The sequence below is a fragment of the Polaromonas sp. SP1 genome, assembly GCF_003711205.1.
Taxonomy (GTDB): Bacteria; Pseudomonadota; Gammaproteobacteria; order Burkholderiales; family Burkholderiaceae_C; genus Polaromonas.
In genome coordinates, this window is sequence record NZ_CP031013.1 from 2,060,388 (window position 1) to 2,087,073 (window position 26,686).

At 64.7% G+C, this 26,686-nt stretch carries 23 protein-coding genes; 18 read left to right on the plus strand and 5 right to left on the minus strand.

Annotation, left to right across the window (positions count from 1 at the left end; translation table 11 throughout):
* Nucleotides 1–100: 100 nt before the first annotated feature.
* From DT070_RS09740 to DT070_RS09755, 4 genes are all read left to right on the plus strand, one after another.
* Nucleotides 101–1,027 (plus strand): LysR family transcriptional regulator, encoded by a 927-nt coding sequence (locus tag DT070_RS09740; protein ID WP_122955211.1) that lies wholly within the window; start codon nucleotides 101–103, stop codon nucleotides 1,025–1,027.
* A 170-nt stretch (nucleotides 1,028–1,197) separates the two neighbouring features.
* Nucleotides 1,198–2,310 carry a dipeptidase gene (locus tag DT070_RS09745; RefSeq protein WP_122955212.1) on the plus strand — a complete coding sequence of 371 codons (1,113 nt, stop codon included), beginning with the start codon at nucleotides 1,198–1,200 and terminating at the stop codon, nucleotides 2,308–2,310.
* Between the two features lie 247 nt (nucleotides 2,311–2,557).
* On the plus strand, nucleotides 2,558–5,536 hold the full coding sequence (locus tag DT070_RS09750; RefSeq protein ID WP_122955213.1) for a DUF2339 domain-containing protein: 2,979 nt from the start codon (nucleotides 2,558–2,560) through the stop codon (nucleotides 5,534–5,536).
* Entirely contained in the window at nucleotides 5,536–6,984 is a 1,449-nt protein-coding gene (locus tag DT070_RS09755) for a DUF3999 domain-containing protein (RefSeq protein ID WP_122955214.1), read from the plus strand. Before DT070_RS09750 ends, DT070_RS09755 begins: the two co-directional genes overlap by 1 nt.
* Before the next feature lie 39 nt (nucleotides 6,985–7,023).
* On the opposite strand, the gene DT070_RS09760 is transcribed toward DT070_RS09755, so the two are convergent.
* The gene (locus DT070_RS09760; RefSeq protein WP_122955215.1) at nucleotides 7,024–7,509 is read right to left on the minus strand and encodes an Lrp/AsnC family transcriptional regulator; all 486 of its coding nucleotides are present in this window, start codon (nucleotides 7,507–7,509) and stop codon (nucleotides 7,024–7,026) included.
* A 136-nt stretch (nucleotides 7,510–7,645) separates the two neighbouring features.
* On the opposite strand from DT070_RS09760, the gene glmS reads away from it, so the two are divergent.
* The gene (gene glmS, locus DT070_RS09765; protein ID WP_122955216.1) at nucleotides 7,646–9,496 is read left to right on the plus strand and encodes a glutamine--fructose-6-phosphate transaminase (isomerizing); all 1,851 of its coding nucleotides are present in this window, start codon (nucleotides 7,646–7,648) and stop codon (nucleotides 9,494–9,496) included.
* 125 nt (nucleotides 9,497–9,621) lie between these two features.
* Here the strand turns inward: glmS and DT070_RS09770 are convergent, their stop codons facing one another.
* Nucleotides 9,622–11,040: a PLP-dependent aminotransferase family protein gene (locus tag DT070_RS09770; protein ID WP_122955217.1), complete on the minus strand. Its 1,419-nt coding sequence runs from the start codon at nucleotides 11,038–11,040 to the stop codon at nucleotides 9,622–9,624.
* Nucleotides 11,041–11,136: 96 nt separating this feature from the next.
* Between DT070_RS09770 and DT070_RS09775 the strand changes: the two genes are divergently transcribed.
* From DT070_RS09775 to DT070_RS09800, 6 genes are all read left to right on the plus strand, one after another.
* On the plus strand, nucleotides 11,137–12,480 hold the full coding sequence (locus tag DT070_RS09775; protein WP_255416868.1) for a hydroxymethylglutaryl-CoA reductase, degradative: 1,344 nt from the start codon (nucleotides 11,137–11,139) through the stop codon (nucleotides 12,478–12,480).
* A gap of 75 nt (nucleotides 12,481–12,555) precedes the next feature.
* Nucleotides 12,556–13,767, plus strand: a complete 1,212-nt coding sequence (locus DT070_RS09780) for an ABC transporter substrate-binding protein (RefSeq protein WP_122955219.1) — start codon at nucleotides 12,556–12,558, stop codon at nucleotides 13,765–13,767.
* Between the two features lie 68 nt (nucleotides 13,768–13,835).
* Nucleotides 13,836–14,753 carry a branched-chain amino acid ABC transporter permease gene (locus DT070_RS09785; RefSeq protein WP_122955220.1) on the plus strand — a complete coding sequence of 306 codons (918 nt, stop codon included), beginning with the start codon at nucleotides 13,836–13,838 and terminating at the stop codon, nucleotides 14,751–14,753.
* Entirely contained in the window at nucleotides 14,750–16,564 is a 1,815-nt protein-coding gene (locus DT070_RS09790) for an ATP-binding cassette domain-containing protein (protein WP_122955221.1), read from the plus strand. Before DT070_RS09785 ends, DT070_RS09790 begins: the two co-directional genes overlap by 4 nt.
* 7 nt (nucleotides 16,565–16,571) lie before the next feature.
* A complete protein-coding gene (locus DT070_RS09795) occupies nucleotides 16,572–17,282 on the plus strand; it encodes an ABC transporter ATP-binding protein (protein ID WP_122955222.1) in 711 nt (236 codons plus the stop codon).
* 46 nt (nucleotides 17,283–17,328) lie between these two features.
* Nucleotides 17,329–18,225 (plus strand): hydroxymethylglutaryl-CoA lyase, encoded by an 897-nt coding sequence (locus tag DT070_RS09800; RefSeq protein ID WP_164483806.1) that lies wholly within the window; start codon nucleotides 17,329–17,331, stop codon nucleotides 18,223–18,225.
* Nucleotides 18,226–18,261: 36 nt separating this feature from the next.
* Here DT070_RS09800 and DT070_RS09805 read toward each other — a convergent pair whose 3' ends face one another.
* Complete coding sequence (locus tag DT070_RS09805) at nucleotides 18,262–19,143, minus strand: LysR family transcriptional regulator (protein ID WP_122955224.1); 882 nt, start codon at nucleotides 19,141–19,143, stop codon at nucleotides 18,262–18,264.
* A 110-nt stretch (nucleotides 19,144–19,253) separates the two neighbouring features.
* Here DT070_RS09805 and DT070_RS09810 point away from each other — a divergent pair, with 110 nt between their 5' ends.
* The 3 genes from DT070_RS09810 (at nucleotide 19,254) to DT070_RS09820 (ending at nucleotide 20,711) form a co-directional block, all read left to right on the plus strand.
* Entirely contained in the window at nucleotides 19,254–19,934 is a 681-nt protein-coding gene (locus tag DT070_RS09810) for a Bax inhibitor-1/YccA family protein (RefSeq protein WP_122955225.1), read from the plus strand.
* A 15-nt stretch (nucleotides 19,935–19,949) separates the two neighbouring features.
* On the plus strand, nucleotides 19,950–20,219 hold the full coding sequence (locus DT070_RS09815; RefSeq protein WP_122955226.1) for a zf-TFIIB domain-containing protein: 270 nt from the start codon (nucleotides 19,950–19,952) through the stop codon (nucleotides 20,217–20,219).
* A gap of 63 nt (nucleotides 20,220–20,282) precedes the next feature.
* Nucleotides 20,283–20,711: an ABC transporter substrate-binding protein gene (locus DT070_RS09820; protein ID WP_122955227.1), complete on the plus strand. Its 429-nt coding sequence runs from the start codon at nucleotides 20,283–20,285 to the stop codon at nucleotides 20,709–20,711.
* 28 nt (nucleotides 20,712–20,739) lie between these two features.
* Here DT070_RS09820 and DT070_RS09825 read toward each other — a convergent pair whose 3' ends face one another.
* Nucleotides 20,740–21,741 carry an AraC family transcriptional regulator gene (locus tag DT070_RS09825; RefSeq protein WP_122955228.1) on the minus strand — a complete coding sequence of 334 codons (1,002 nt, stop codon included), beginning with the start codon at nucleotides 21,739–21,741 and terminating at the stop codon, nucleotides 20,740–20,742.
* A gap of 78 nt (nucleotides 21,742–21,819) precedes the next feature.
* Here DT070_RS09825 and DT070_RS09830 point away from each other — a divergent pair, with 78 nt between their 5' ends.
* Together DT070_RS09830 and DT070_RS09835 are read left to right on the plus strand one after the other, a co-directional pair.
* Complete coding sequence (locus DT070_RS09830) at nucleotides 21,820–23,046, plus strand: MFS transporter (RefSeq protein ID WP_122955229.1); 1,227 nt, start codon at nucleotides 21,820–21,822, stop codon at nucleotides 23,044–23,046.
* A gap of 36 nt (nucleotides 23,047–23,082) precedes the next feature.
* Nucleotides 23,083–24,114, plus strand: coding sequence for an NADP-dependent oxidoreductase (locus DT070_RS09835; RefSeq protein WP_122955230.1), 1,032 nt, complete (start codon nucleotides 23,083–23,085; stop codon nucleotides 24,112–24,114).
* A 48-nt stretch (nucleotides 24,115–24,162) separates the two neighbouring features.
* Here DT070_RS09835 and DT070_RS09840 read toward each other — a convergent pair whose 3' ends face one another.
* On the minus strand, nucleotides 24,163–25,587 hold the full coding sequence (locus DT070_RS09840) for a PLP-dependent aminotransferase family protein (protein WP_122955231.1): 1,425 nt from the start codon (nucleotides 25,585–25,587) through the stop codon (nucleotides 24,163–24,165).
* Between the two features lie 133 nt (nucleotides 25,588–25,720).
* On the opposite strand from DT070_RS09840, the gene DT070_RS09845 reads away from it, so the two are divergent.
* Both DT070_RS09845 and DT070_RS09850 read left to right on the plus strand, forming a co-directional pair.
* Nucleotides 25,721–26,161, plus strand: a complete 441-nt coding sequence (locus tag DT070_RS09845) for a GNAT family N-acetyltransferase (protein ID WP_122955232.1) — start codon at nucleotides 25,721–25,723, stop codon at nucleotides 26,159–26,161.
* A gap of 77 nt (nucleotides 26,162–26,238) precedes the next feature.
* On the plus strand, nucleotides 26,239–26,673 hold the full coding sequence (locus DT070_RS09850; protein WP_122955233.1) for a carboxymuconolactone decarboxylase family protein: 435 nt from the start codon (nucleotides 26,239–26,241) through the stop codon (nucleotides 26,671–26,673).
* Nucleotides 26,674–26,686 lie beyond the last annotated feature (13 nt).

The following is a 26,686-nucleotide window of genomic DNA, read 5'->3' on the forward strand; positions in this document are numbered from 1 at the left end:
ATTAGTTGTTAAGTAACTCACTATCAAATGAGCATTCACTCATGGGCATTCACTCATAAGCATTTGCTCATAGGCATTCACTCGCAGGTATTCACGCATCATGACCCTGGCCCAACTCGAAGTGCTGATCACCCTGGACGAATGCCGCAGCTTTTCGCGCGCGGCCATGCGGCTGGGCACCACCCAGTCCGCCGTCAGCCACGCCTTGCGCGCACTGGAGACGCAGTTCGGCGTCAAGCTCGCGCAGCGCGATGCCTCCGGCGTGACCATGACCGACGCCGGCGAGCGCCTGCTGCTGCGCGCGCGCGAGATGACGGCGCTGGCCGCCACCATGACGCAAGAGCTGGGCGACGCCAAAGAGCTGAAGACCGGCACACTGCGCATCGGCTCCTTCGGCCCGACGTCTACCGTCAATCTGCTGCCGCCGCTGCTGGCCGCTTTCAAACAGCGCCACCCCGGGGCGCAGGTGCGCATTGAAGAAGAAAGCGACGAAGTGATCGACGGCTGGTTGCTGTCAAAGCGTGTCGAGCTCGGCTTCGTGGTGGTGCCCGACGAGCGCTTTGAAGTGTTGCCGCTGGTGCAGGACGAATTTGTCGCCATCCTGCCGGCGGACCACGCCCTGGCCAGGCTCAAGGCCGTGCCCGTCAGCGCGCTCACGGGGCTGGACTTCGTGCTGACCGAGGCCGGTTGCGGCCCTGTCATCGTGCCCATCCTGCAAAAAAACATCGCGCTGCCCAAGGTGCTGTACCACTTCACGCAAATCATCTCCATCCTGCAGTTTGTGCAACAGGGGCTGGCGGTGTCGGTGGCGGCGCGCCTGGCCTTGCCCGATGCGCCGCAGGGTGTGGTCTACCGGCCGCTCTTGCCGACGCAGCCGCGCACAGTGGGCCTGGCCTGCCTGGATGTGGCCAGACTCTCGCCGCTGGCGCGCGCCTTCTGGGAGCTGGCACGTGAGCAGGCCGGGGCGCGCGTGGGCGCCGCAGGCAAGGCGGGCGCGCGGGCTCGTGCCACAGCGGCCCAAGTCTGATTCTGTGGCCTCTCAGTTGCTATCGATTTGATAGCTGAATGCCAAGGTGAATAAAGGGCTGGAGCCCTATTTCATATAAATGTTGACGCGGCGCCCATCGCGGGCAAACCCTGTTCGCGTCGGTGCGCCGCTACTTCACAATCATTCACAACATCAAGAGGAGAGCGAGCATGAGGGATATGTCCAAGGCTTTTCAGGATCGCCGCGCATTGCTGGGCCGCCTCGCGGGCATGGGCGCAGCGGCCGCGTTCATGCCGCTGGCGGGCTTCGCGCAGGCGCCCGCCCGCGTTCCCATCGCCGACATGCATTCGCACCTGGGCATCGTGGGCCGCACGCGCTCGCCTGCCGACCTGGCCACCGAAATGAAAACCCATGGCGCCACCCTGGTGTCCTGGGCCGTGGTGGGCGACGCGCTCTGGCTGGCTTACGGCCCCAAGGGCATCGTCCAGAAGAGCGAGCCCACACCCGCCGAACTCTCGGCCTTCTTTGAAAAAACCCTGAGCGGCATGGTGACCTATGCCGAGCAGAACCAGCTGGCCATCGTGCGTACCGGCGCCGACGTGGATGCCGCCCTGGGCGGCAAGCATTCGGTGCTGCTGGCCAGTGAATCGGCAGAGTTCATCAGCACCGACCTCGCCCCGCTCAAGAAGGCCTTTGACATGGGGCTGCGCCAGCTGCAGCTTGTGCACTACATCCGCAACCCGATTGGTGATTTCTCCACGGCATCGCCGGTGCACAAGGGGCTTTCTCCGCTGGGCCGCGATGTGATCAAGGCGTGCGAAGCGCAAGGCATTCTGGTTGACCTGGCGCACTGCAGTACGCAGGCGCTGGAGCATGCGTTTGAGACCGCAACCAAACCCATGATCTGGTCGCACGGCTGGGTCGACAGTGACGCAGGGGAATACCGCGACCAATATGGCTACCTGATGCGGCGCCTGTCGGTTGCGCAGGCCAAAAAGATCGCCGCGGGCGGCGGCGTGGTTGGCCTTTGGGGCCTGGGCCTGCGCCAGCCGGCCAATGCCTTCGGCTGGAAGGTCGGCCTGCAAGACCGTGCCGGCTATGCGCGTGAGTTGGCCAGGCTGGTCGGCATGATTGGCGCCGACCACGTGGCCCTGGGCACTGACATCGCCGGTGTGGGCGACGACTGGACCACGAATGACTACAGCCACGTGCGCGAGGTGGTGCAATTGCTCGAAGGCCAGAAGCTGGATGCGGCAACGATCGAGAAAGTCGCCTTCGGCAACTTCGCCCGCGTGCTCAAGGCCACGCTGCCCAAGGCCTGAAGCGGGGTTTGATCCGGCCGGTGGCTGGAGCCGGCAACGGTTTGTTATTGGCTTGCTATTGATTTGGTAGCTGAAGGCCAAGGTGGTGATTGGGCTGCAGGCCTTTTTCTTATAAATTTTCAACACCGCCGTCGTCGTTTGCCGCGGCGAGCCCCCGGGGTTTCGTCGGTCCTCCATCAAGTACCATCAGCCAACCATAAGCCGGCGTAGCATCTTCGCGGCATGGCAACAAGAGGGAGGCTGGGTCATGATCATCTGGGGTATTGTTTGGGGTGCAGTCCTGGGCTCGATGTGGCCGGGCTATGGTGACTTTGGTGTTTTCCTGGGCGCCGTCCTCGGCTTCTTTGCCGGGTTCTCACTGCGCTGGGTGGTGCGGTCTGAAGTAGCGGCCGCGCAGAAAAAACTCCGACCGCAGGCCGCCACGGCGCCGGCGCCGGCTGCCGCCGCTGCCAAGCAAGTTGCCGAAGTCGAAGACGACGGCGGCTTCAAGGACTTTGAAGACACCAGCCCGCAGGCTGCTGCACCGTCATCCACCACAACGACCCCCACAACGACCCCCACAACGACAGCAACCACGGCGCCGCCCCCGCTGCCCGTGACCGCGGCAGACAACGAAGCCGCCTGGGCCAGTGAGCTCCCGCCGGCAGCGCAGTCTGCCCCGGCCTCCGTGGCCGCAGCACCCAAGTCCGTCACACGGCCCGCACCCGCGCAGCCCAACGCCATCGAGCAGGCCCTCACGGCGGCGCAGAACTGGTTCCTGGGCGGCAACACCATCGTGCGCGTGGGCCTGGTGATTCTGTTTATCGGCCTGTCTTTCCTGGCGCGCTACGCCGCGTCGGCAGGCCTCTTGCCGGTCGAGTTTCGCCTGGCCGCCATCGGCGCGGCAGCCATCGCGCTGCTGGCCGTGGGCTTTCGCAAGCGCCATGACAAACCTGGCTTTGCGCTGGCGCTGCAAGGCGCTGGCGTGGCGGTGATGTACCTCACGGTGTTCGCGGCGTTTCGCCTCTACGGCCTGCTGGATCCGCTGCCGTCCTTCGCGCTGATGATCATCGTGTGCGCGCTCAGTTGCGCGCTGGCGCTGCTGCAAAACTCGCGCGCGCTGGCCGTCGCCGCGTTTGCCGGCGGCTTTGCCGTGCCGCTGCTGCTGTCGACGGGGCAGGGCAGCCATGTGGGGCTCTTCAGCTACTACACGGTGCTCAACCTCGCCATTCTTTTCATCGCGTACAAGCGCTCGTGGCGCATCCTGAACGTGGTGGGTTTTATCGCCACCTTCGGCGTGGCCACTGCCTGGGGCGTGCTCAAGTACGCGCCTGAGCACTACGCCAGCGCCCAGCCTTTCCTCATCGGCTTAGTGCTGATCTACCTGTTCACCGCCATCCTGTATGCGCGCAACACGCCGACCAAGCTGGGCAACGCGGTCGACACCATGCTGGTGTTCGGCACGCCGCTGGCCGGCTTCGGCCTGCAGGCCGGGCTGGTGCAGGGCATGGAGTTGGGGACCGCGTTGTCGGCGCTGGGCTTTGCCGCGCTTTACCTGCTGACGGCGACGGTGCTGGTGCGCCGCGGGCTGGCCAGCTACCGCCTGCTGATTGAATGTTTTATCGCCGTGGGTGTGGGCTTTGCCACGCTGGCGGTGCCGCTGGCGCTCGATGCGAAATGGACCTCGGTCGTCTGGGCGCTGGAAGGCGCGGGCGCATTCTGGGTCGGCATGCGGCAGGCGCGCTGGATGCCGCGCGCGTTTGGCCTGTTGCTGCAGGGCGTGGCGGCGATGGCTTTTCTGGGCGGGATGGATGACGGGGGCGCGCTGGGCAGCCCGATCTCGGCGATTCCTTTCGGCAACCCGGCCTTTATCGGCGCCATGCTGATCGCGCTGCCGGCGCTGCAACTGGCGTGGTGGCTGCGCAAGCCCCTGCCGCACAGCGAGTCGTCGTGGGCCAAGGCCTATGCCGGTGTGGAGTCGCAGCTCAGCGCGCCTGTGTACCTCTACGGCTTTTTCTTCTGGTGCCTGGCCTGGTTGCTCGAAATCAGCCGCCGTGTGCCCGCGCTGCAGGCCGACGAGATGCCGCAGCAGGTCTTTAGCGACCGCACGACCGGCCTGCTGATGATGCTGGCGGTGGTGGCCAGCGCGGCCTTGTCCATGCTGCTGGGCCTGAAGAAGCAGTGGGCTGTGGCCACCTGGCCCGCGCGCATCACCGTGGGGGTGCTGGCGCTGGGCTTTGTGGTGCAGGTGGGCGCGGGCTACCGCGTGCTGGCCATGCCGGCGTGGGCTGTGTGGCCGGTGGTGCTGGTGCTGCATTACTGGATGCTGCGGCAGTCTGACCGCCAGGCGCTGGCGGGTGCGTCCGGCCAGTCACCCTATGGTTTCCTGCATGCGGCCAGCGCGTGGCTGGTCACCTTCCTGCTGGCCGACTGCCTGTGGTCGGGCATCGGCAAGGCCGAGCTCTGGCGCACCTCGTGGGCCGGTGTGGTCTTGCTGGTCAGCGCCATCGCGGTGCTGATGCTGCTGGCCGTGTGGGCCGGGCGCGCCAACAGCGCGGCCTTGCGCCAGGGCGCGAAGTGGCCGCTCAACCCGCATGCCCAGGCTTATTACTGGTATGCGGCCCTGCCGCTGGCGGTGCTGGTGTTCTGGGGCGCGCTGGCCGCGTCGGTCACCTCGTCGGGCCGCACCGCGCCGCTGCCGTACATCCCGCTGCTCAACCCGACCGACCTGACGCTAGCGCTCGCGCTGGGCGCGCTGGTGTTCTGGCGCCGCGTTCTGGTCACGGCCGCGCCGCCGCCCGGCAACGCGGGTTGGGTCACCGGCCGCAATGCGCTGGTGTCGCTGGCGCTGCTGGTGTTTGTTGCCGTCAACACCGTGTGGCTGCGCGTGGCGCACCACTTCTTCGGCGTGCGCTGGGACGCCGACGCGCTCTTTGAAAGTTTTGTCGTGCAAACCGGTTATGCCATCTTGTGGACGCTGCTGGCGCTCACGCTGATGGTGCTGGCGCACCGCCGTGTGCAGCGGCCGCTGTGGCTGGTGGGCGCGGGCCTGCTGGGCCTGGTTGTTGTGAAGCTGCTCTTGATTGATCTGTCGAACGCCGGCGGCGCCGAACGCATCGTCGCGTTCATCGCCGTGGGCATTTTGATGCTGGTGGTGGGCTACTTTGCGCCGCTGCCGCCCAAGGCGCCCAGCGCTGCAGTCGATGCCGCGCCGCCCGATGCTCTTGAACTGAAAGAGGCCCAGTGATGAAATTGAAGCTGCCATTTTTGGGGCTCGCCCTGTCGGCCGGATTGACGGCTCCGCTGATGGTGCTTGCCGCGGATGCGCCCGACGCGGCCAACGCCAGGTCGTACGCCATCCGCATCCCGGTGACGGCCGCGCCTGATGCGCCGCTGCAGCGTCTGCTGCTGCCGGCCGAGGCGCTGGTGCGCCTGCAAAGCGCGGGCTATGCAGATTTGCGCCTCTTCAACGCGGCGGGCCAGCCCGTGCCCATGGCGCTGGCGCAGGTGCCGACGGTCAATTCCGCCGAAGAGCAGCAGGTCAAGCTGCAGGCGTATCCCATCCTCGGCTCCGCCACATCCACCGCTGCCGGGCTCGAGGGTCTGTCGCTGCGCATTGAAGAGCGCCAGGGCCGGCGCGTGGTGCAGCTGAACACCGGCGGCGGCACCACAGCAGGCCCGGCATCGCAGCAAAAGGTGCTGGGCGCGCTGCTCGACGCGCGCGCCGTCAACGTTCCCGCGGTGCGCCTGACGCTCGACGCCGATTTGCCGGTGGGCCAGCCCGTCACCTTCAATGTGCAGGCCAGCAAAGACTTGAAGAGCTGGCGCGCCGTCGCCGACACGGTGCTGTTTCGCGCCGATGCGTCGGCGCCCGCCGCCAGCCTGGGCGACAGCAGCCTGGCGCTGTCGATGGCCGAGCTGAAAGACCACTATTTGCGCATCACCTGGGGCGACGCCGCCGTCACGCTGCGCGGCGCCACGCTGGTCACATCGCGCAACACTGCCACGCGCGAGCGCGTCAATGCCACCATGGCCGCCCCTGCAATGGCCGGCCCGCGCGAGTTGAGCTTTGCCTTGCCCTTTGCCACGCCTGTCGCCGCGCTGAAGATCACGCCGAAGGAAAGCAATGTGCTGGTGCCCCTGCGCGTGCTGGGCCGCAACGACCGCAACCAGCCTTGGACCTTGCTGGCCACGGCGGTGGTTTACCGGCTCACCACCGCAGGCAAAGAACAAACCAGCGGCCCGGTTGAGTTGCAGGGCGCCTCGGTGCGCGAGGTGAAGATCGAGGCCGATGCCAAGACGCCGGGCTTTGCGTCTGCGCCCGACATCGCGCTGCAGTTTGAGCCCGCGCAACTCGTCTTTCTGGCCAGCGGGCAGGGCCCCTTCACCTTGGCGGCGGGGCTGGCGGGGCCGGCCGGTGCTGCGGGCGCCTTCCTGCCCATGGCCAGTCTGATTCCGGGCTACAAAGCTGCGCAGGAAAACGCGCTGCCTTTGGCGAAGGCCGATGTGTCCAAGGCAGACGCTACCGGCGGCAGCGCCGGCGTGGGCGGCCCGCTGGTCGCTGCCCAGGCGCCGGGCGACGGCATCCCCACGCGCACGCTGGTGCTGTGGGGCATCCTGCTGCTGGGTGCGCTGGCGCTGGGCGCCATGGCCTGGGTGTTGATGAAGCAGACCCGGCAGCCGCCGGCCCAGTAGCCGGTTTGCTATTAATTCAGGAGCGGCTAGCCCAGACGCTTATTGGGCTAGAAGCACTTTTGGCTCAAATTTTGCGCGCCTGGTACTGAAGAAGGCCTTCACGTTGCGCACATTCGCATCGCTGGTAAACAGCCGCTGCGCCAGCGCCAGGTAGCGCGGCATGTCGGCCACATGCACCACCAGCATGAAGTCCGGTCCCGGTGAGACGCGGTAGCACTGCTGCACGGCGTCGTCCTGCACCACCCGCACTTCAAACGCCTCCTGCTGCTCGGCGCCTTGGCGCTCCAGCGTGATCTCGACCAGCGCCGTCAGCCCGTGGCCGGTGATGGCAGCCAGCTTGTCGGTGCTCAGCACAGCGATTTCGCGCTCCACCAGCCCCGCATCGCGCAGCCGTTTGACGCGGCGCAGGCAGGTCGGCGGCGAGATGTGGGCGCGCTCTGCCAGGTCCTGGTTGCTCAGTGAAGCATCCGTTTGCAGGCTGTCGAGCAGCTTGAGGTCTGTCTCGTCTATGGTGATTTGTTCCATAAAACTACTATAAATGAAAGTAAATTCAATCAATAGAGATTTATGAAATTAAATTCCGAAATCAGGAAAAAATCAATCACATAAGAAAGCATCAAGTCCGTAGCATCCATACATTGATTCTTTCAGGAGACCTTCCATGTGCGGCATCGTTGCTTCCGTTTCGACACGAAATATTGTTCCCATCCTGGTGCAGGGCCTGCAGCGGCTGGAGTACCGCGGTTATGACTCCTGCGGCGTCGCGGTGTACGCCGGCGGCCTGAAGCGCGCGCGCAGCACCTCGCGCGTGGCCGAGCTGCAAGAGCAGGTCACGAATGACAAGCTCGAAGGCGGCACCGGCATCGCCCACACCCGCTGGGCCACCCACGGCGCGCCGGCCGTGCACAACGCCCACCCGCATTTCAGCCACGGCAGCGGCGCCGCCTCGCAAACCAGGCCCGGCAAGGTCGCACTGGTGCACAACGGCATCATCGAAAACTACGAAGAGCTGCGCGCCGGCCTCAAAGCCAAAGGCTATGTCTTCGACAGCCAGACCGACACCGAAGTCATCGTGCACCTGATGGACAGCCTGTACGACGGCGACTTGTTTGAAGCCCTGAAAGCCACCGTGGCGCAACTGCACGGCGCCTATGCCATCGCCGCCTTCTGCAAAGACGAGCCGCACCGCGTCGTCGGCGCACGCGCCGGCTCGCCGCTGATCCTGGGTGTGGGCAAAGACAAGACCGAGAACTTCCTCGCCAGCGACGCGATGGCCCTGGCCGGCGTGACCGACCAGATCGTCTACCTCGAAGAAGGCGACATGGTCGACATCCAGCTCGGCAAATACTGGATCGTCGGCAAAGACGGCAAGCCCGCGCAGCGCGACGTCAAAACCGTGCACGCCCACAGCGGCGCGGCAGAGCTGGGCCCCTATCGCCACTACATGCAAAAAGAAATTTTTGAGCAGCCCCGCGCCATCGCCGACACGCTCGAAGGCGTTGAAGGCATCGTCCCCGAGCTCTTTGGCGACCAAGCCTTCCGCGTCTTCAAAGACGTCGACTCCGTCCTCATCCTCGCCTGCGGCACCAGCTACTACAGCGGCTGCGCCGCCAAATACTGGCTCGAGTCGATTGCCGGCATCCCGACACAAGTCGAAGTCGCCAGCGAATACCGTTACCGCACCTCGGTGCCGAATCCGAAATCACTCGTCGTCACCATCACCCAAAGCGGTGAGACGGCAGACACGCTGGCGGCCCTGCGCCACGCGCAAAGCCTGGGCATGACGCAAACCCTCACCATCTGCAACGTGTCAACGTCCGCCATGGTGCGCGAATGCAAGCTCGCCTACATCACCCGCGCCGGTGTGGAGATTGGCGTGGCATCGACCAAGGCCTTCACCACCCAGCTCGCAGGCCTCTTCCTGCTCACCCTCGCCCTGGCCCAAAGCAAAGGCAAACTCAGCGACGAAGAAGAAGCCAGCCACTTGAAAGCCATGCGCCACCTGCCGGCCGCCCTGCAAGCCGTGCTCGCGCTCGAGCCGCAAGTCATCAGCTGGGCCGAAGACTTTGCCAAAATGGAAAACGCACTCTTCCTCGGCCGCGGCCTGCACTACCCGATTGCTTTGGAAGGCGCCCTCAAGCTCAAAGAGATCAGCTACATCCACGCAGAGGCCTACCCCGCAGGTGAACTCAAACACGGCCCCCTGGCTTTGGTCACCAGCGAAATGCCCGTCGTCTGCGTCGCCCCCAACGACACGCTGCTCGAAAAACTCAAAAGCAACATGCAAGAAGTCCGCGCCCGCGGCGGCGTGCTCTATGTGCTGGCAGACGCCGACAGCCACATCGAAAACGGCGAAGGCTTGCACGTCATTCGCATGCCTGAACACTACGGCGCGCTGAGCCCGCTGCTGCACGTGGTGCCGCTGCAGTTGCTGGCGTATCACACGGCCGTGGCGCGGGGGACGGATGTGGACAAACCCCGCAATCTTGCAAAGAGCGTGACCGTCGAATGACGGTCACGGTGCGCGAAGCGCACTGCGAGGTTTGGGGGACGCTCACTTCGCGCAGCGGAGTTATGCGGCCACACAGGCCTCTCCCCCGCAACCTGACGAAGTCTGTGACCGTCGAGTGAGGTCACTCAGCCCGCCTCATCCAGCCTGCGTAGAACCAGGCGCAAGGCTTTGGCGAACCGCGGATCTGCGACGGCGCCCACGTTAAAGCGTGACCAGCGTGAGCTCTCGGAGGAGTCGACGCAAAACACTTTGCCTGGCGCCGACACGATTTTTTCCTTGAGCATTTCCTGGGCGAGTTTGAGCGAGTCGGGCACACCCGGCAGGGCCGCCCAGAGATAGAGCGTCTGCGGCGGCTTGGCGAAAATTTCACCGCCTACGCCTTCGAAGAGTCGCACAGCTTTGGCAGTGGCCTCGGTGATGCGGTCGCGCAGCCGGGCCAGGTGGCGCTGGTAGTGGCCTTCGCTGAGGATGATGTCCACCGTGCGTTCGCAGTATTCCGAACTGCTGACGTGAATCAGGGCCTTCAGGTCGGCCAGGTCGCTGGCCAGGTCGGCGCCGCAGGCGATAAATCCAACGCGCAGCGCTGCAGAAAACGATTTCGAAAAACTGCCGATATAGATCGTGCGGTTGAGCTGGTCCAGCGCGGAAAGGCGCGGCATGGACATGGGCTTGAAATCGGCAAGCGGGTCGTTTTCCACGAGCAGCAGGTCGTATTTCTCTGCAAGTTGCAGCACACGAAAAGCCTTGGCCGCGCTGATGTCCGAGCCCGTGGGGTTGTGCCCCACCGACTGGGTGAAGAACAGCCGCGGCCGATGTGTGATGAGCAACTGCTCCAGCGCATCCAGGTCCGGGCCGTCGGCCAGGCGCGGCACGCCGACGATGCGAGCGCTGGCCAGCTTGAGCTTGCCGAACAGCGGGTAGTAGCCTGGGTCGTCGGCCAGCACCGTGCCGCCGGGCGGCACAAAGTAGCGGATGACGATGTCCATGGCCTCGTTGGCGCCGTGCGTCAACACGATTTGCCGCGCTTCGGCGCCAATACCCAGGTCTGCCAGCTTGCGCACCAGGTGCTGGCGCAGCGGCTCATAGCCGAAGCGGCTGCCGTAGCGAAAGAGGGCACCCAGGCCGGTGCGCACGACCTTGTGGTGAAACTTGTCCAGGCGCGCGCCGGCCAGCCATTCGACGGGCGGAAAGCCGTCGCCCACGCTGAGCTGGTCGGCTTCCCACTTCAGTTGCTCCCGCATCAGCCAGACGATGTCCATGGCCCGGCCCAAAGAGCCGGCTTCTTCCTCCGCCGCTTTGGGCGCCGGCGCATCCAGCACGTAGTAGCCCGAGCCGCGCCGCGGCTCGACGATGCCGCGCGCCACCAGCAGCTCGAACGCCGCCACCACGGTGTTCTTCGCGTAGCCGTGCAGCTCGGCCAGCTCGCGCAGTGAAGGCAGCTTTTCGCCGGCCTTGAAGGCGCCTTCGGCGATCTGCCTTTCGAGCGAGGCCGCTAGCGCGCCGGCGATGGTGGTGGGTTGGGGTTTCTCTTTGGCTTTGGGCATATCGGCACGACAAAAAAGGTATGGGGCAACTATCGCTGCGGCCGCCTGTCCGGGGTTGGCCAGGCCCGCTGTCCCGTCAAACTGTACCTTTATTTGCTGGTACAGACTGCCTACAGTGTCCCCAACCGTACTAACAGACCTGCCCAGGAAAGATTCATGACTGTTGATTCCCGTCTTCCCAACTTCCGTGCCTTGAGCCCTTCTGAGCGGATGGCCCATGTCGGGCGCGCCGCTGGCCTCAGCGAGGCCGACCTGGCGTTATTGGCCCAACCCGGCGCCTTGAGCGTGGACCGGGCCAACGGCATGATTGAGAACGTCGTCGGCACTTTTGAACTGCCCTTTGGCGTGGCCGGCAACTTCACGATCAACGGCAAGGACGTGCTGGTGCCCATGGTGGTCGAGGAGCCCTCGGTGGTGGCTGCCGCATCGTTCATGGCCAAGCTGGTGCGTGAATGCGGCGGTTTCGAAACCTCCAGCAGCGAACCCCTGATGCGCGCGCAGGTCCAGGTGCTGGGCACCACCGATCCGTATGGTGCGCGCCAGGCTTTGCTCAAGCGGCGCGCCGAGATACTCGAGCTTGCCAACAGCCGCGACAAGGTGCTGATTGGCCTGGGCGGCGGTTGCCGCGACATCGAGGTGCATGTTTTCCCCGACACGCCGCGCGGCCCCATGGTGGTGATGCACCTCATCGTGAACGTGCGCGACGCCATGGGCGCCAACACCGTCAACACCATGGCCGAGTCGGTCTCGCCGCTGGTTGAAAAAATCACCGGCGGCACGGTCCGGCTGCGTATCCTCTCCAACCTGGCCGATTTGCGGCTGGCCCGGGCGCGCCTGCGTGTGACACCTGAGGCGTTGACCACCAAAGAGCGCGCGGGCGCCGATGTGATCGAGGGCATCCTCGACGCCTATACGCTGGCGGCCATTGATCCTTACCGGGCCGCCACCCATAACAAAGGCATCATGAACGGCATCGATCCCGTCATCGTCGCCACCGGCAATGACTGGCGCGCGGTCGAGGCGGGCGCCCATGCCTGGGCTTGCCGCAGCGGAAACTACACGTCGCTGACCACCTGGGAAAAAGACCGCTCCGGCGCGCTCGTCGGCACGATCGAGATGCCCATGCCCGTGGGTCTTGTCGGGGGCGCCACCAAGACACATCCGCTCGCACAACTTTCGCTGAAGATCATGAAGGTGGAAACTGCCCAGGAACTGGCCGAGGTCGCTGTGGCGGTGGGCCTGGCGCAAAACATGGGTGCGTTGCGGGCGCTTGCCACCGAAGGCATACAGCGCGGGCACATGGCCCTGCACGCCCGCAACATCGCACTGGTGGCCGGCGCCACCGGCGACGAGATCGACAAGATCGCCAGGCGCATGGCCAGCGAACACGATGTCCGCACCGACCGCGCCGTCCAGCTGCTGGAGGAGCTCCGGGCCTGACGGCTCCGCATTCAATTTTTCCCCGTTCGTGTCAGCGCTTCATTGCATCAATAATTCAATTAGGAGACAAGCATCATGTTCAAGCACTGGATTCCATCCAAACCCCTTTCCCTGCTGGCGGCCGCGCTTGCAGCCGCCTGTGTGATCGCCGCGCCTGCGCGCGCGCAGGACATCAAGGTCGGCTTCAATGCCGACCAGTCCGGCACCGCGGTGGCCGAGCTCGGCATTGCCGCGCGCCACGGCTTTGACCTTGCGATCGAAGACATCAACAAGGCCGGTGGCGTGCTCGGCCGCAAGCTGGTCGGCGTGATCCGCGACGACACGGGTGCGCCGCCCAAGTCCATCCAGAACATGACCGAACTGATCGACAGCGAAAAAGTCGTCGCCGTCCTCGGCCCCGCCAATTCCGGCAACGCGCTGGCCTGGCTGCACCTGCCGCAGCAAAAGAAGATTCCCGTCATCGTGCCCGTGGCCACTGCCACGGACATCACACGCCGCTACGCCAACGAGCCACAGAACTACATCTACCGCATCTCGATGGTCGACCGCGAACAGGTCGCGTTGCTGCTGGCTTACGCCGTGAAAGCCACCAAAAACAAAAAGATCGCTTTCATCGCGGACTCCACCGGTTTCGGGCAGCAAGGCGTGAAGGACCTGACCGAGGTGCTGGCCCTGCACGGCCAGCAACCGGTGGCGGTTGAAAAATTCGGCCCCAAGGACACCGACATGACCTCGCAGCTCGCGAAGATCCGCGACTCTGGCGCCGACACTGTCATCGTGTACGGCCTGGCCGATGCCAATGCGCAGTTGCTGCGCAGCATGGAAAAAATCAACTACTTCCCGACCACGCTTGGCACCTGGGGCAACATGAGCACGCCGCTGCTGAACATTGCCGGCAAGAAGCTCTCCGAGCACATCATTTTTGCCACATCGACTGCGGAAGACAGCAACCCGCGCGCCGTGGCATTGGCTGCCCGCGTGCGTGAGCGTTACCCGCAGATGCCGACCTTTGTGGCCGCTGCCCAGTCTTACGATGCCACCATCCTGCTGGCCGCCGCCATCAAGCAGGCCGGCACGACGGATGGCGCAAAAGTCGCCTCGACGCTGGACGCCGGCGTGCCCGATACGCAGGGCATCATCAAGCTGTACAAAAAGCCCTTTAACAAGACCGAGCACGACGCGCTGTCGGTGTCCGACTTCAACCTGGCGCGCTGGAAAGACGGCAGGGTCACTTCCTACAGCGATGCCATCACGAAGGCCATGACGCCTGCTGACCTCAAAAAATAGGCCCCGGCTCAGCTGACTCGCTGGCCAGCCGCCACCCGCCCTGACAGGCGCCACAGGAGACATATCGGATGATTAATTTGCTGCAGGCATTGCTCAGCGGCCTGGCGCTTGGCGGCATCTACGCCCTCGTGGCGCTGGGCTTCAGCATCACGCACACCACGACCAAGACGCTGAACTTCGGCCAGGGCGAATTCCTGGTGGCGGGCTCGCTGGTGGCAGTGGGCACGCTGCTGCTGATTTCCGGCAAGAGCCAGACCGGCGTGCTGACCAGTGCCGACGTCAACCTGCTCAGCTACGGCATGGCGCTGGTGGTGTCGTTGGCGGTGTTGGGGGTTCTGGGGGTCATCCTGTATTTCACGGCGGTGCGGCCTTTCTTCGGTTCGGCCGGAATGTCGTGGGTCATGAGCACCATCGGATTTGGCATCATCTTGCAGAACACCGCGCTGGCCATCTGGGGCCCAGGCTCCATGGCCATGCCGTCGCCGCTTGGCGAGACAGTCATCCGCATCGGCGGGGCGGGCATCCGGCCGCAGGAAATCCTCGTGCTGGCCGTCACAGCCGTGGTCATGCTCGCGCTGGACCATGTACTGCGCCGCACCCGTATCGGCAAGGCCGTGCGGGCGGTGGCGGCCAACCGGCAGGCGGCCGCGCTCATGGGCATCAATGTGGCGGCCATCGTGGTGCTGGCGTTTGTCGTGTCTTCCGGCCTTGCGGGGCTGGCGGGCCTGCTGATTGCCCCCATCACCACGGCTTCGGTCTTCATGGGGCTTTCCATCGCGCTGAAGGCCTTTTCTGCGGCCATCGTCGGCGGCCTCACCAGCCCGCGCGGCTGCATTGCCGGCGGTTTTTTACTCGGATGCGTTGAGGCGCTGGTGGGGCTTTGGCGCGCGGAGATGCGGGAGATCACCATCTTCGCGCTCATCATCCTGGTGCTGGTTATCAAGCCCGAAGGCCTGTTCGGCCAGAAGCCGTTTGAGAAGGTATGAGCGTGCGTCCCCACACCATTGGCATCGTCGTTGCCGCCGTCCTGGCTGCGGCCGTGCCGGCCTTCCTCACCAACGAGTTCTACCTCAAGATTATTTTTACGGCGGGTCTCTACTACCTGGCGGCCTGCGGCCTGAATGTGCTGGTCGGCTGGACCGGGCAGAAGTCGCTCGGCCATGCAGGCCTGTTTGCCGCAGGCGCCTACACCGTGGCGCTGCTGACCACCAAGGGCGGCTGGAACCCATGGCTTGCCCTGGCTGCATCGGGTGCTGTCGCGGGTCTTTTTGGTGTGCTGATCGCCTTGCCGTCGCTGCGCGTCAAGGGGCCTTCACTGGCCATGGTCACCATCGGCTTCGGCATCGTGGTCGAGAAGGTCGTCACTGAATGGCAAGAAGTATTTGGCGGCCAGCAGGGCATTTACGGGGTGGTGCCGCCGACTTTCGGCGGGCAGGCGCTGGGCACGCGCGAATGGGCCTGGCTGGTGCTGGCCTTCGCATTTGCCGCGCACCTGCTGCTGCGCACGCTGCTGTCGGGCAAGTACGGCCGGGCTTTCCAGGCCGTGCAGGCGGCCGAAGTGGCTGCCGAAAGCGTGGGCATCAATGTCTACCGGATGAAGGTGCTGGCGTTTGTCATCAGCGCGGTGACCTGCGGTCTGGCCGGCGCCTTGCTGGCGCAGCAGAACCAGTACATCAATTCGGACTTCATCACCTTCAATCTGTCGATCTTCCTGCTGCTCATCGTGCTGTTCGGTGGCCCCTCGTGGTACGGGCCGGTGCTAGGCGCGGTGGTGTTGACCTTGCTCGACGCCTTCCTGGCGCGCTGGCCGCATCTGCAGCATTTCACTTACGGCGCCTTGCTGTTGTTCGCCCTGTACGCCATGCCCCAGGGCCTGGCGGGTGCGCTGTCAAAGGCGGTGCGCAGGCTTTGGCCACGGCTTTCGGCGGCGGCTGCGCTGCCGGCTGTGCAAGGCGAATGGCAACCGAAATTTGCCGCCGTGCGCGACGAATCCGCGGTGATGCTGCGCGCGGAAGGTTTGTACAAGGCCTATGGCGGCGTCGTGCCCACGAACGACGTCAGCCTGGAACTGCGGCCCGGCCACGTGCATGCGCTCATCGGGCCCAACGGTGCGGGAAAGACGACGCTCCTCAACATCCTCTCGGGGGTCATTCCGGCCGACCGCGGCCGTATCGAGTTCTGCAATGCGGACATCACGCACAGCCGCTCCAGTGCCGTCTGCGCACTCGGCATCGGCCGCACCTTTCAGAACCTCAAGCTGTTTCCGCACATGAGCGTGCTGGACAACGTGCTCGCCGGCCTGCATCCGCACCTGAAAGTCGGTTTCTGGCCAAGCCTGCTGGGCTTGCCGGCAGCCCGAAGGGAAGAACGGGAGGCGCGCGACGAGGCCGTGCGCCTGCTCGGTTTTGTGGATTTGCTGGACCGCACCGGCGATGAAGCGGGCAGCCTGCCCTATGGCTTGCAGCGCCGCCTGGAGCTGGCGCGCGCACTCGCCACGCATCCGCGGCTGCTGCTGCTCGACGAACCCGCGGCAGGCCTGAATCCGCAGGAAACGCGAGACCTGACACACCTGATCGGCCGCATCAGGGACAAGGGCATGACGGTGCTGCTGATCGAACACCACATGGACCTGGTGATGGAGGTGTCCGACCATGTGCTGGTGCTGGACTACGGCGCCAAGATCGCCGAGGGCGCACCCGCTGACGTGCAGGGCAACCCGCGCGTGATTGCCGCTTACCTGGGCGTGGATGACGGCGACGACGTGGCGCCGCCCGCATCCCCTCTTCAACCCGCCTGAGCCGACCATGCTGCATATCAAAAACCTGGCCGTTCGTTACGGCGCGATTGAGGCCCTGAAGGGCGTGAGCCTGGAAGTGAAGGCCGGCGAAGTCGTCACCATCATCGGGGGCAACGGCGCTGGAAAGAGCACGCTGATGAAAGCGATTTCGGGCCTGGAGCCCGCCAGCGCAGGCAGCATCGAATTTGAAGGGCAGGACATCACCCGCCTGCCGGCCCATCAACGCGTGGCACTGGGCATCTCGCAGTCGCCCGAAGGCCGGCAGGTATTTGCCGACCAGAGCGTGCGCGACAACCTGCTGCTGGGCGCCTACCTGCGCAAGGCGTCTGACCCGGGGATTGAGCAGGACATTGCGTCGCAGTTCACCACGTTCCCCCGTTTGCGTGAGCGCCAGCAGCAACTGGCCGGCACGCTGAGCGGCGGCGAGCAGCAGATGCTGGCGATTGCGCGCGCATTGATGGCCAGGCCGCGCCTGTTGTTGCTCGATGAGCCTTCGCTCGGGCTGGCGCCGCTCATCGTGAAGGAAATCTTTGCCGTGATCCGCACGCTCAAGCAAAGCGGCGTGACGATCCTGCTGGTCGAACAGATGGCCAACCAGGCGCTCAAGGTCGCCGACCGGGCTTATGTACTCAAGACGGGGGAATTCACGTCCTCAGGCAATGCGCGCGCCATGCTGGACGACCCGGCTGTGCGCGAAGCCTACCTGGGCAAGCATTGACGTTTTATGCAGAAGATGATGGACGCGGTGCTGCGGTGAACGGGGAATTTGCGTGAAGGAACATATCAAGATCGTTGAGGTGGGGCCGCGCGACGGGTTGCAAAATGAAGCGGTCAACGTTGATCTCGAGACACGGCTGGAATTGATTGCCCGCCTGGCGGACGCCGGTGTCCGGCATATTGAGTCGGCCTCCTTCGTGTCTGCGAAGTGGGTTCCGCAGATGGCCGGAAGCGCTGATTTGATGAAGCGCCTGCCGCGCCTGGCGGGCGTTCATTACAGCGCACTGACCCCGAACCTGCAAGGACTGGAGTCAGCGATAGAAGCGGGATGCGAAGAGGTCGCTGTCTTTGCGTCTGCGTCGGAACAGTTCTCCCGCCGCAATATCAATTGCACCATTCGCGAAAGCCTGGAGCGTTTCCGGTCGGTAGTGGAAACGGCCCGCGCGCACCACATCAAGGTGCGCGGCTACGTATCGTGCGTACTGGGTTGCCCTTACGAAGGCCGGGTCGATCCGGAACAGGTCGCCGGGGTCGCGTTGCTGCTGCACGAGTTGGGCTGCCACGAGATATCGCTGGGGGACACCATAGGCCGCGGCACGCCGCGCGAAGTCCGCGCCATGCTGGAGGCAAGCGCCCGGCGTGTGCCTGTCAGTCGGCTGGCCGGGCATTTTCACGACACCTACGGCATGGCGATCGCGAACATTGCGGCTTCGCTGGAGATGGGTGTTCGGGTGTTTGACAGTTCTGTGGCCGGCCTGGGCGGCTGTCCTTACGCGGCGGGAGCGTCCGGGAATGTTGCAACGGAGGACGTCATCTATCTCCTGCACGGCATGGGCTACGAAACCGGCATCGACCTGCGCAAAATTGCCGAGGCTGGCCGGTTTATCAGCCAGGCGCTTGGCCGCGAATCGAACTCCCGGGTTGGCCGCGCCTTGTTGGGGTAGTTCTTTCTCGCGCCGGCCTGTGGTGCGCTCACCTCATCAGCGCGGAATGAACAGTTGCTGGACCACAAGGTGTTTTACTTTGCGCTCTGTGCTGATGGCGTAGTAGTTCTCATCGACACCGTCGCAAGGGCCCAGCAACCTGACCTGATGACGTTTCATGAGGTCATCCTGTACTGACAGCGCCGCTGGGAAAACGCCCAGCCCACTGCCGCCGAATGTTTCCAGCAGGGCGCTGTCTTCAAACTCTCCAACAACGCGCGGCCGCAGCCCGTGCTGGGTCAACCACTGATCCAGCGGCCCGCGCACGGTGGAGTGTGAAGTCGGCAGCAATACAGGCACCTTGCTCAATGACGCGGGGAAGTCTTTTTGAGCCAGCTTCCACCAGCGCTGCGATGCATACCACCCCATGCCTGAAGTGCCCAGGGAATGGTTGTGCACCTTCAGATGGGGATTGAACGGTGCGGGGTGATCGGACAGCACAACATCCAGCCTGTGCATGGCCAGGTCGGCCAGGAGGTCGGCCATTTCACCTTCGTGGCATATGAGCCTCAGGTCGGGCGTGCCCAGCACCGGCTGAAGCAGGCGCTGCACCACCAGCTTGGGCAGGCCGTCCGCAATGCCAACCGTCAACCGAACCGATTTGGCCTTGGCGGCGCTACGCACCAATTCAGGTAGCGCCTCGCCCAGCTGGAAGATCTGCTCGGCCTGCCGCAGCGCAATGTCTCCGGCTTCGGTCAGCGCCAGGCCCCGCCCGGCAGGTTTGAGGAGCTGGCATCCCAGGTCCCGCTCAAGTTCGCGCACCTGGGCGCTGATGGTCTGGACCGCCATGTCCAGCCGCGCTGCAGCATGCGACATGCCGCCTTCCTTCGCAACGACCCAGAAGTAGTACAGGTGCCGGTAGTTGAAGGCGAGGCTCATGGTCAGTTTTTACGGGATGGTAGATCAACAATTGTCTGCTTTTTATTTGTGTATGGAAACCCTATTCTGTATGGCTCCGCAGATGTTCTGCGATTCAAGAAAGGCACACCATGAATCGACCATTGGTTTTCCCATCCCACACCGCCGGCTCCGGCTGGGGCGCCGGCATTGCGAAGCACAGGGTGCTGCGTAACACCTACGCCCTGCTCTCCATGACCTTGCTGTTCAGCGCCGCGATGGCCGCGTTGAGTGTCTTCCTCAAGCTGCCGGCCCCCGGGTTGGTCATTACGCTCGCCGGATATTTCGGCTTGCTGTTCCTCATCCATAAAGTGCAGAACAGCGGCTGGGCCGTCCCGGCGGTTTTCGCGCTCACCGGCTTCATGGGCTACACGCTTGGCCCTTTGCTGGCGATGCATTTGGCCCTGCCGGGCGGAGCGCAGGCCATTGCACTGGCGCTGGGTACGACGGGCGTGACGTTCCTGGCCTTGTCCGGCTGGGTATTGGCCACACGGCGCGACTTCAGCTTCATGGGCGGTTTCCTGTTCGCCGGCATGGTGATCGCGATTCTCGCGGGACTGGCGGCGATGTTCCTGCAGATGCCGGCACTGGCGCTGGCCGTGTCGGCCGTGGTGGCGTTGCTCTCGGCGGGAATGATCCTGTTTGAAACCAGCCGCATCGTCAACGGCGGCGAGACCAATTACGTCCTGGCCACGGTAAGCCTCTTCGTTTCGCTGTTCAATCTTTTTACCAGCCTGCTGAGCCTCTTCGGCTTTGGCGGCAACAACGACTAATTCAAGGAGAACCCCATGAAATGTCCCCATTGCAACGACGTCACCCTGGTCATGACGGAACGCCAAGGCGTTGAAATTGATTACTGCCCCCAATGCCGCGGTGTGTGGCTGGACCGCGGTGAGCTGGACAAGCTCATAGCGCGCGACGTGGCCGCCGCACCGGCACCGCAGCCGGCCTACCAGCAACCCGCGCGGCGTCCCGACTTTCAGGATTCGGACTACCGGCACAACACCGGCTATGGCAGGCGCAAGCCCAAATCATGGCTCAGTGAAATCTTCGATTGAAGCAAAGACCCGGCCGGGCAGCTATGACGCCCCCCTGTTTAATTTTTTTCTTTAGGAAACTTCGTGAACACTTCTTTTCGCACCACCACCTCTGTGATCGCTCTGACCATCGCTTCGCTGGCCGTCCCTTCGCTTGCATTTGCCAAGCGGATGGGAAGTGGCGGCAGAACCATGCCGGCTGCCCGGGCCGGCAATGCCCCGGCCGCTCCCGTAGCGGCAAAGGCGCCGGCGCCAGCTGCCGCGCCCGCCGTCACTGCAGCCCCGGCCGCTGCGGCTGCGCCCACTGCCCGGGGACCCGGCTTGATGGGCACGATGGGCGCAGTCGCCGTGGGTGCAGTTGCCGGCACCATGGCCGGCAATGCGCTGGCTGGCGGCACCAACTCCGACAAAGAAGCCAAGGCCAAGGAAGCGGAGAAAGAAGCCCAGGAGCTTCAACAAAAGGCTGACGAAGCCAAGCGCAAGGCTGAAGCTGCTCGCGCGGCGGCAAAGTAGCCTGCGTGGCAGTCAGCGCTGCAAGACTTCACATCGCGCTGCGCGCCTTGCTGGGCGGATGCCCAATCACCCGCTTGAATGCCCGGCTGAACGAAGCCTCGGAATCAAAACCCAGCCGGTCGGCGGCGGTGGTCACGCGCATGCCGTCCTGCGCAATCCAGCTGCGGGCCTGGAACATGCGGACGCGGGCGACGTACCGGGCCGGGCTTTCGCCCACCGACTCCTTGAAGGCCTGGGCAAAACTGGATCGCGATGCGCCCATGATGTTTGCCAGCTCGGGCACGCTCCAGTCCTGCTCGGGCGATGCGTGAATGGCGGCCAGCACCTTGCCGACGCCGGGTGAACGCAGTGCCGTGATCCAGCCGGTCGAGTTGCTGCAGGCGCATTCCACCCAGGCGCGGATGATGCTCGCGGCGAGCACGTCGGCCATGCGGGCCAGGATGCCGCAGGCGCCGATGCGGTTCAGCGAGGCTTCACGCTCCATCGCATCGAGCAGCATGGGCACGCCGGGGTCGCGCTGGGCCAGGTCGCCGGCACGGATCACCTCCGGCATCATGGTGAGCAAGGGGTGCAGGGGATCGAGGTTGAACTTCATGCTGCCGCAGAACATGACGTGGGACGGTGTTTGTGCTGCGGGCGCTCCGTCGCGCAACAGATAAATATCGTCTGCAATTCGCTCACGTTCAAAGGTTGCGAGGGCTACCGGCGGCACCTCGGGCGAACTGGCCAGGGTGTGGGCCGTGCCGCGCGGCAGCAGCACCGCATCACCGGCCTTCAGTTCCATCCACCCGGACTGCGGTGTGTGCATCCAGCCATCCCCGCCGGCAAAAAAATGAAACCTTGCGGAGGGTTGCGCGGCAAAGGAAATGGCCCATGGCGCATGCATCAGGCAGCGGCCGTACTCGACGCCTTCCAGGCGCAAGCCCAGCAGGATTTGGGTGAGCGGGTCGGGCCCCGCGGCGGGAAGGCCGCCTCCGGCCAGAGGCGGCTGAACGACGGGCGTGAAAGTTCTGGAGGAATCGTCAAGCATTTCGGCTCTTTCGCCATGGAAAGCTGTCGATGCTAGGCCTAAGCTGGCAACCCTGTCCCCAACAAGGCTTCACATTTCATGTCATCTACTTGCTCTTCTGTTTGCCTGGATCCGCTGGCCGCAGGCGTAAACCCATCCAACGACCCGCCCGGCGAGGCGGCCGCTCGCTGGGCGGCGGTCGCTTCACTGTCCCTCGGTGTGTTTGGCCTGGTCACGGCGGAGTTCCTGCCGGCCAGCCTGCTGACGGCCATGGCGGCCGATCTCCACGTCACGGCAGGCGCTGCGGGTCAGGCCGTCACGGCCACGGCATTGGTCGGTGCGGTGGCCGCGCCGAGCATCCCGCTGTTGACGGCGCGCTTCGACCGCAAGCGGGTGCTGCTGGCACTCACGGCCCTTCTGCTTGTGTCCAACCTGCTGGCGGCGACAGCCGCCACGCTCACGGTGCTGCTGTTTGCGCGTGTGGTGCTCGGCATCGCGCTCGGGGGGTTCTGGTCGATGGCGGCGGCACTGACCATGCGCCTGGTGCCTGAGCGCTTGTTCCCGCGCGCGATGTCGCTGGTGTTAACCGGCGTCTCCATTGCCACCGTCTGCGCGGCGCCCATCGGCGCGTGGATGGGCGACTTATGGGGATGGCGCAGCGCGTTTGTCGCGGCAGGCGCTGTCGGCTTGCTGGCCTTTGTGGTGCAACTGGTCGCGTTGCCGGCCTTGCCGCCGCGCGACCAGGCCAGCCTGAATGGCCTGCGCGAGCTGCTCACGCGCGGGCCGGTGCGCATTGCGCTGCTGGCGGTGCTGCTGGTAATTTGCGGCCACTTCGCGGGCTTCACCTACATCCGGCCCGTGCTGGAAGACGTGACAAAACTTTCCGTGGCGTCGATTTCTGCCGTGCTGCTGGGCTACGGCATTGGCGGCTTCTTCGGCAACTTCGCGGGGGGATGGCTGGCGGAGCGCAGTGAACGCTACGCCATCGTTGCCGGCAGCGCCATGATTGCAGCGCTTGCGGCGGCACTGCTCATGGGCGGCGGCTCCACCGTGGTCGCGGCCGTGGCTGTGACGCTATGGGGATTTGCGTTCGGCGCATTCCCGGTCGGCTTCCAGACCTGGATCGTGCGCGCCGCACCCGACCAGGCCGAGGCCGCAGGCGGCTTGCTGGTGGCCGCGTTCCAGATCGCCATTGCCACGGGCGCCATCGCCGGCGGCCTCATGGTCGACTGGACGGGCGCGCTGGGCGCTCCTGCATTTGCATTGGTGGCCGTGGCCCTGGGCGGCCTGCTGGCATGGCGGCGCGGGCCCTCGGGCCGCGGCTGAGGAGCGAAGGCCATCATGACCCCTCCAAACCCTTCCATGAACAGCCACGTCAACACCAACCGGCGCATCACATTGGCAGCGCACCCGCGCGGCCTGCCTGTTGCGTCCGACTTCCATCTTGTGACGGAGCCCGTGCCCCGCGCAGGCGAAGGCCAGGTGCTGCTGCAAACGCTTTTCCTGTCGCTGGATCCGTATATGCGCAACCTGATGGACGAAATCGGGCCCGGGTACGCACCGCCCGTTCCGCTGGGCGGCACCATGCCGGGCGGCGCCGTCAGCCGTGTCGTCGACTCAAAGCATCACGCCTATCGTGCGGGTGATCTCGTACTCGCCAACACCGGCTGGCAGGACTACGCAGTGAGCGATGGGAGCGGCCTGCAGGCCATCGGCAACATGGCCCGTCCGTCGCTGGCGCTGGGCGCGCTCGGCATGCCGGGCTTCACGGCGCATGTCGGCCTGCTCGACATCGGCCAGCCCAAGGCGGGTGAAACAGTGGTGGTCGCCGCGGCCACCGGTGCGGTGGGCGCCATGGTCGGCCAGATCGCAAAACGCAAAGGCGCCCGCGTGGTGGGCATCGCCGGCGGCGCCGGCAAGTGCCGGCAAGCGGTTGACGAGCTGGGCTTTGATGCCTGCGTTGACCGGCACGGGCCGATGTTTGCGGCGCAGCTTGCGGCCGCGTGCCCCGCGGGCATCGACGTGTACTTTGAAAACGTCGGCGGTGATGTGTTGTCGGCAGTCCTTCCGCTTTTCAATATCGGCGCCCGCATGCCGGTGTGCGGCTTTGTCGCGCACTACAACGACACGGCAGACTCACCCGGCGCCAATCAGTTGCCGCATTTCCTGGCCGCCATCCTGCAAAAGCGTGTGCGGGTTCAGGGATTCATCATTCTTGACCACTACGGCGAGCGCTTTGACGGGTTCCGCCGCGAAATGGATGAATGGGTCAACAGCGGGCAGGTCAAGGCGCAGGAGCATTTGGTGGACGGCCTCCTGAATGCGCCCGCCGTGCTGTCGGACCTGCTGCAGGGCCGCCACAGCGGCAAGGTGGTGGTCCGCGTAGCCGCGTAGCCGCGTAGCCGCGTAGAGGCCTGGATGTGGCGCGTTGCCCTGGCAGCCTCAGGGCCTGGCCATGACCGCTTTGAGCCGCCGCACCGCTGCCGCGGCTTGTTCGGGCGTCGCGAAGTTGGCAAAGCCCATGAGCAAGCCACCCTGCGATGACTTGCGCATCCGCCAGTCGCTCAATGCCTGGACGGCCAGGCCTTTGGCTTCAGCGGCTGCTGTCACGGCTTTGTCGCTGTGGCGCTTGTTGAGGTAGGTCAGCACCTGGATGCCGCCCGCCTGGTGCTGGACATGCAGGTCGTCGCCGAGCGTCGCCGTCAGTGCCTCCACCAGGTAAGCGCGCCGCTCTGCATAGAGGGTTCGCATCTTGCTGAGATGCCGCGCAAAGTGGCCCTGTTCCATAAAGCTGGCCACCATGGCCTGCGGCAATATGGAGCCGGGACCGGGAAGGTAATTCACCGCCTCCCTGAACTTGCCGAGCTGCGACGCAGGCACCACCAGGTAGGCCAGCCGCAAACCCGGGAACAGCACCTTGCTGAAGGTGCCGGTGTAGACCACCCGCCCATCACGGTCCAGGCTTTTGAGTGCGGGCAAGGGCCGGCCGTGGTAGCGGAACTCGCTGTCGTAGTCGTCTTCGATGATCCAGGCCTGGCTGCGCCGCGCCCAGTCCAGCAACTCCAGCCGCCGCGGCAGCGACAGCGCAGAGCCCATCGGGCTTTGGTGCGTGGGCGTCACCACTACAAAGCGCGCATCGGCGGCGCGTTGCTGGCCGGCACGCACGTTCAAGCCTTCGTCATCGACAGGCACCGGCTCCAGGCGCAGGCCGGAATGTTCGAGGAACTGCCGCGCGAGGATGTAGCCCGGGTCTTCGTACCAGCCTACGTCTCCCGCTTGCAGCAGCGCGTGGCGCACGAGTTCGAGCGCGCCCCGGTAGCCCGCGGTGACGAAGACCTGCTCGTGCGAACAGGTGATGCCGCGCGAGATGCCCAGGTAGGTGGCAATGGCGCGCCGCAAAGGCCCGTAGCCGGAGGGATCCGGATAGCTCATCGTCGCGGTCTCCAGCGTGCGCAGGCTGCGCCCGGCCAGGCGGGCCCAGACCTTTCGCGGAAACGCATCCAGTGCCGGAAAGCCCATTTGAAACGGCAGGACCTTGCCGGCCTTGTCCAGCTCGCGGGTGGATGCGCCGGCAGGCAGCGCAGGCGCCTTGGCGCGGCCCGGCTCCGCCAGGTTTCCCAGCCGCGGGGAGACGACGGTTCCCGCAGCGCCGTTGGCGACGAAATAACCTTCGCTCACCAGGATCTGGTAGGCCTTTTCGACCGTGCCCCGTGCCAGGTTCAGCTCGCTGGCAAGGCTGCGCACGGAGGGTACGCGGTCCCCGGGGCGCAGCTTGCCACTGGCGATCGACTCGCGGAAACGGCGGTACAGCTGCAAATAGATCGCAGCGTCCTGCTCGCGGCTGGGTTGGAGGTCCTGCAAGTCCATCAGCGATGTCTCCGGTGTTGTAGATGTCCCATGAATCTAGTCAATTCTTGCACCTATGCCATAGGACATTATTTTCCTACAGTGAAGCCTGTTGACCAAGAAGGTTCGACAAGGAAGTTCGACAAGGATTCACATGAGCACTTTTCAATTGCGCCTGATCGACGGCGACCAGGACTATCAGGCCAGTTTCAACGTCATGCGCGAGCTGCGTCCGCACCTCACTGACGCAACCGCATTTGCCGCGCAGGTACGCCGCCAGGCCGCACAGGGCTATCGCCTGCTGGCCGGCTGGCAAGGCGGCGAGGTCAAGGGCCTGGCCGGCTACCGCCTCCAGGAGAACCTGATCTACGGGCGCTTTCTGTATGTCGACGACCTGGTGGCGACTGCCGAAGCCCGCCGCTGCGGCCTGGGCGCTGCCTTGATCGAGGCTGTGCGCGAAGAGGCGCTGCAGCAAGGCTGCGCCAACCTTGTTCTCGACACCGGGCTGGCAAACGCGCTGGGCCAGCGCTTTTATTTCCGCCAGGGCCTGCTGGCCGTGGGAATGCATTTCCGCCAGGCGTTGCAGGCCACATAAACCACACAGAACACACAGAACACACAGACCACATAAACCGCGTTTTATTTTTTGACTGAATTTGACTGGAGATTTTTATGAGCATGCCCAAACGTTTGCCTTATCACACCCTTTCTCCCGCAGCCTACCAAGGCTTGGGCGCCACCAAAAAGGCCCTCGAAAGCAGCCCCCTCGGCAAGCAGCTGATCGAGCTGGCCTGGCTGCGCATGTCGCAGATCAATGGCTGCTCCTTTTGCCTGGAGATGCATTCGAAAGCGCTGCGCGCCGGCGGCATGGCGGACGCCAAGCTGGACAGCCTGGCCGGCTGGCGTGTGTCGGATCATTTCAGCGAGCGCGAACGTGCCGCACTGGCGTGGACGGAATCACTGACCCATGTGGACAAGACGCATGCGCCGGATGAAGACTATGAGCCGCTCAAGGCGCTTTTCAGCGAGGTCGAAATATCCGACCTGTGTTTTGCCATTGCCCTGATGAGCGGCTTCAACCGCCTGGCCATCGGCATGCGGCAATAAGGGGCTGGAGAAG

Excerpts from the sequence above, each read along its gene's own strand:
- DT070_RS09835 (WP_122955230.1), top strand. The coding sequence starts at position 23,083 with ATGAACAGCCACGTCAACACCAACCGGCGCATCACATTGGCAGCGCAC.
- DT070_RS09795 (WP_122955222.1), top strand. The coding sequence starts at position 16,572 with ATGCTGCATATCAAAAACCTGGCCGTTCGTTACGGCGCGATTGAGGCC.
- DT070_RS09830 (WP_122955229.1), top strand. The coding sequence starts at position 21,820 with ATGTCATCTACTTGCTCTTCTGTTTGCCTGGATCCGCTGGCCGCAGGC.
- DT070_RS09840 (WP_122955231.1), bottom strand. The coding sequence starts at position 25,587 with ATGGACTTGCAGGACCTCCAACCCAGCCGCGAGCAGGACGCTGCGATC.
- DT070_RS09810 (WP_122955225.1), top strand. The coding sequence starts at position 19,254 with ATGAATCGACCATTGGTTTTCCCATCCCACACCGCCGGCTCCGGCTGG.
- DT070_RS09805 (WP_122955224.1), bottom strand. The coding sequence starts at position 19,143 with ATGAGCCTCGCCTTCAACTACCGGCACCTGTACTACTTCTGGGTCGTT.
- DT070_RS09755 (WP_122955214.1), top strand. The coding sequence starts at position 5,536 with ATGAAATTGAAGCTGCCATTTTTGGGGCTCGCCCTGTCGGCCGGATTG.
- DT070_RS09740 (WP_122955211.1), top strand. The coding sequence starts at position 101 with ATGACCCTGGCCCAACTCGAAGTGCTGATCACCCTGGACGAATGCCGC.
- DT070_RS09745 (WP_122955212.1), top strand. The coding sequence starts at position 1,198 with ATGAGGGATATGTCCAAGGCTTTTCAGGATCGCCGCGCATTGCTGGGC.
- DT070_RS09780 (WP_122955219.1), top strand. The coding sequence starts at position 12,556 with ATGTTCAAGCACTGGATTCCATCCAAACCCCTTTCCCTGCTGGCGGCC.
- DT070_RS09770 (WP_122955217.1), bottom strand. The coding sequence starts at position 11,040 with ATGCCCAAAGCCAAAGAGAAACCCCAACCCACCACCATCGCCGGCGCG.
- DT070_RS09815 (WP_122955226.1), top strand. The coding sequence starts at position 19,950 with ATGAAATGTCCCCATTGCAACGACGTCACCCTGGTCATGACGGAACGC.
- DT070_RS09845 (WP_122955232.1), top strand. The coding sequence starts at position 25,721 with ATGAGCACTTTTCAATTGCGCCTGATCGACGGCGACCAGGACTATCAG.
- DT070_RS09790 (WP_122955221.1), top strand. The coding sequence starts at position 14,750 with ATGAGCGTGCGTCCCCACACCATTGGCATCGTCGTTGCCGCCGTCCTG.
- DT070_RS09785 (WP_122955220.1), top strand. The coding sequence starts at position 13,836 with ATGATTAATTTGCTGCAGGCATTGCTCAGCGGCCTGGCGCTTGGCGGC.
- DT070_RS09760 (WP_122955215.1), bottom strand. The coding sequence starts at position 7,509 with ATGGAACAAATCACCATAGACGAGACAGACCTCAAGCTGCTCGACAGC.
- DT070_RS09850 (WP_122955233.1), top strand. The coding sequence starts at position 26,239 with ATGAGCATGCCCAAACGTTTGCCTTATCACACCCTTTCTCCCGCAGCC.
- DT070_RS09825 (WP_122955228.1), bottom strand. The coding sequence starts at position 21,741 with ATGCTTGACGATTCCTCCAGAACTTTCACGCCCGTCGTTCAGCCGCCT.
- DT070_RS09750 (WP_122955213.1), top strand. The coding sequence starts at position 2,558 with ATGATCATCTGGGGTATTGTTTGGGGTGCAGTCCTGGGCTCGATGTGG.
- glmS (WP_122955216.1), top strand. The coding sequence starts at position 7,646 with ATGTGCGGCATCGTTGCTTCCGTTTCGACACGAAATATTGTTCCCATC.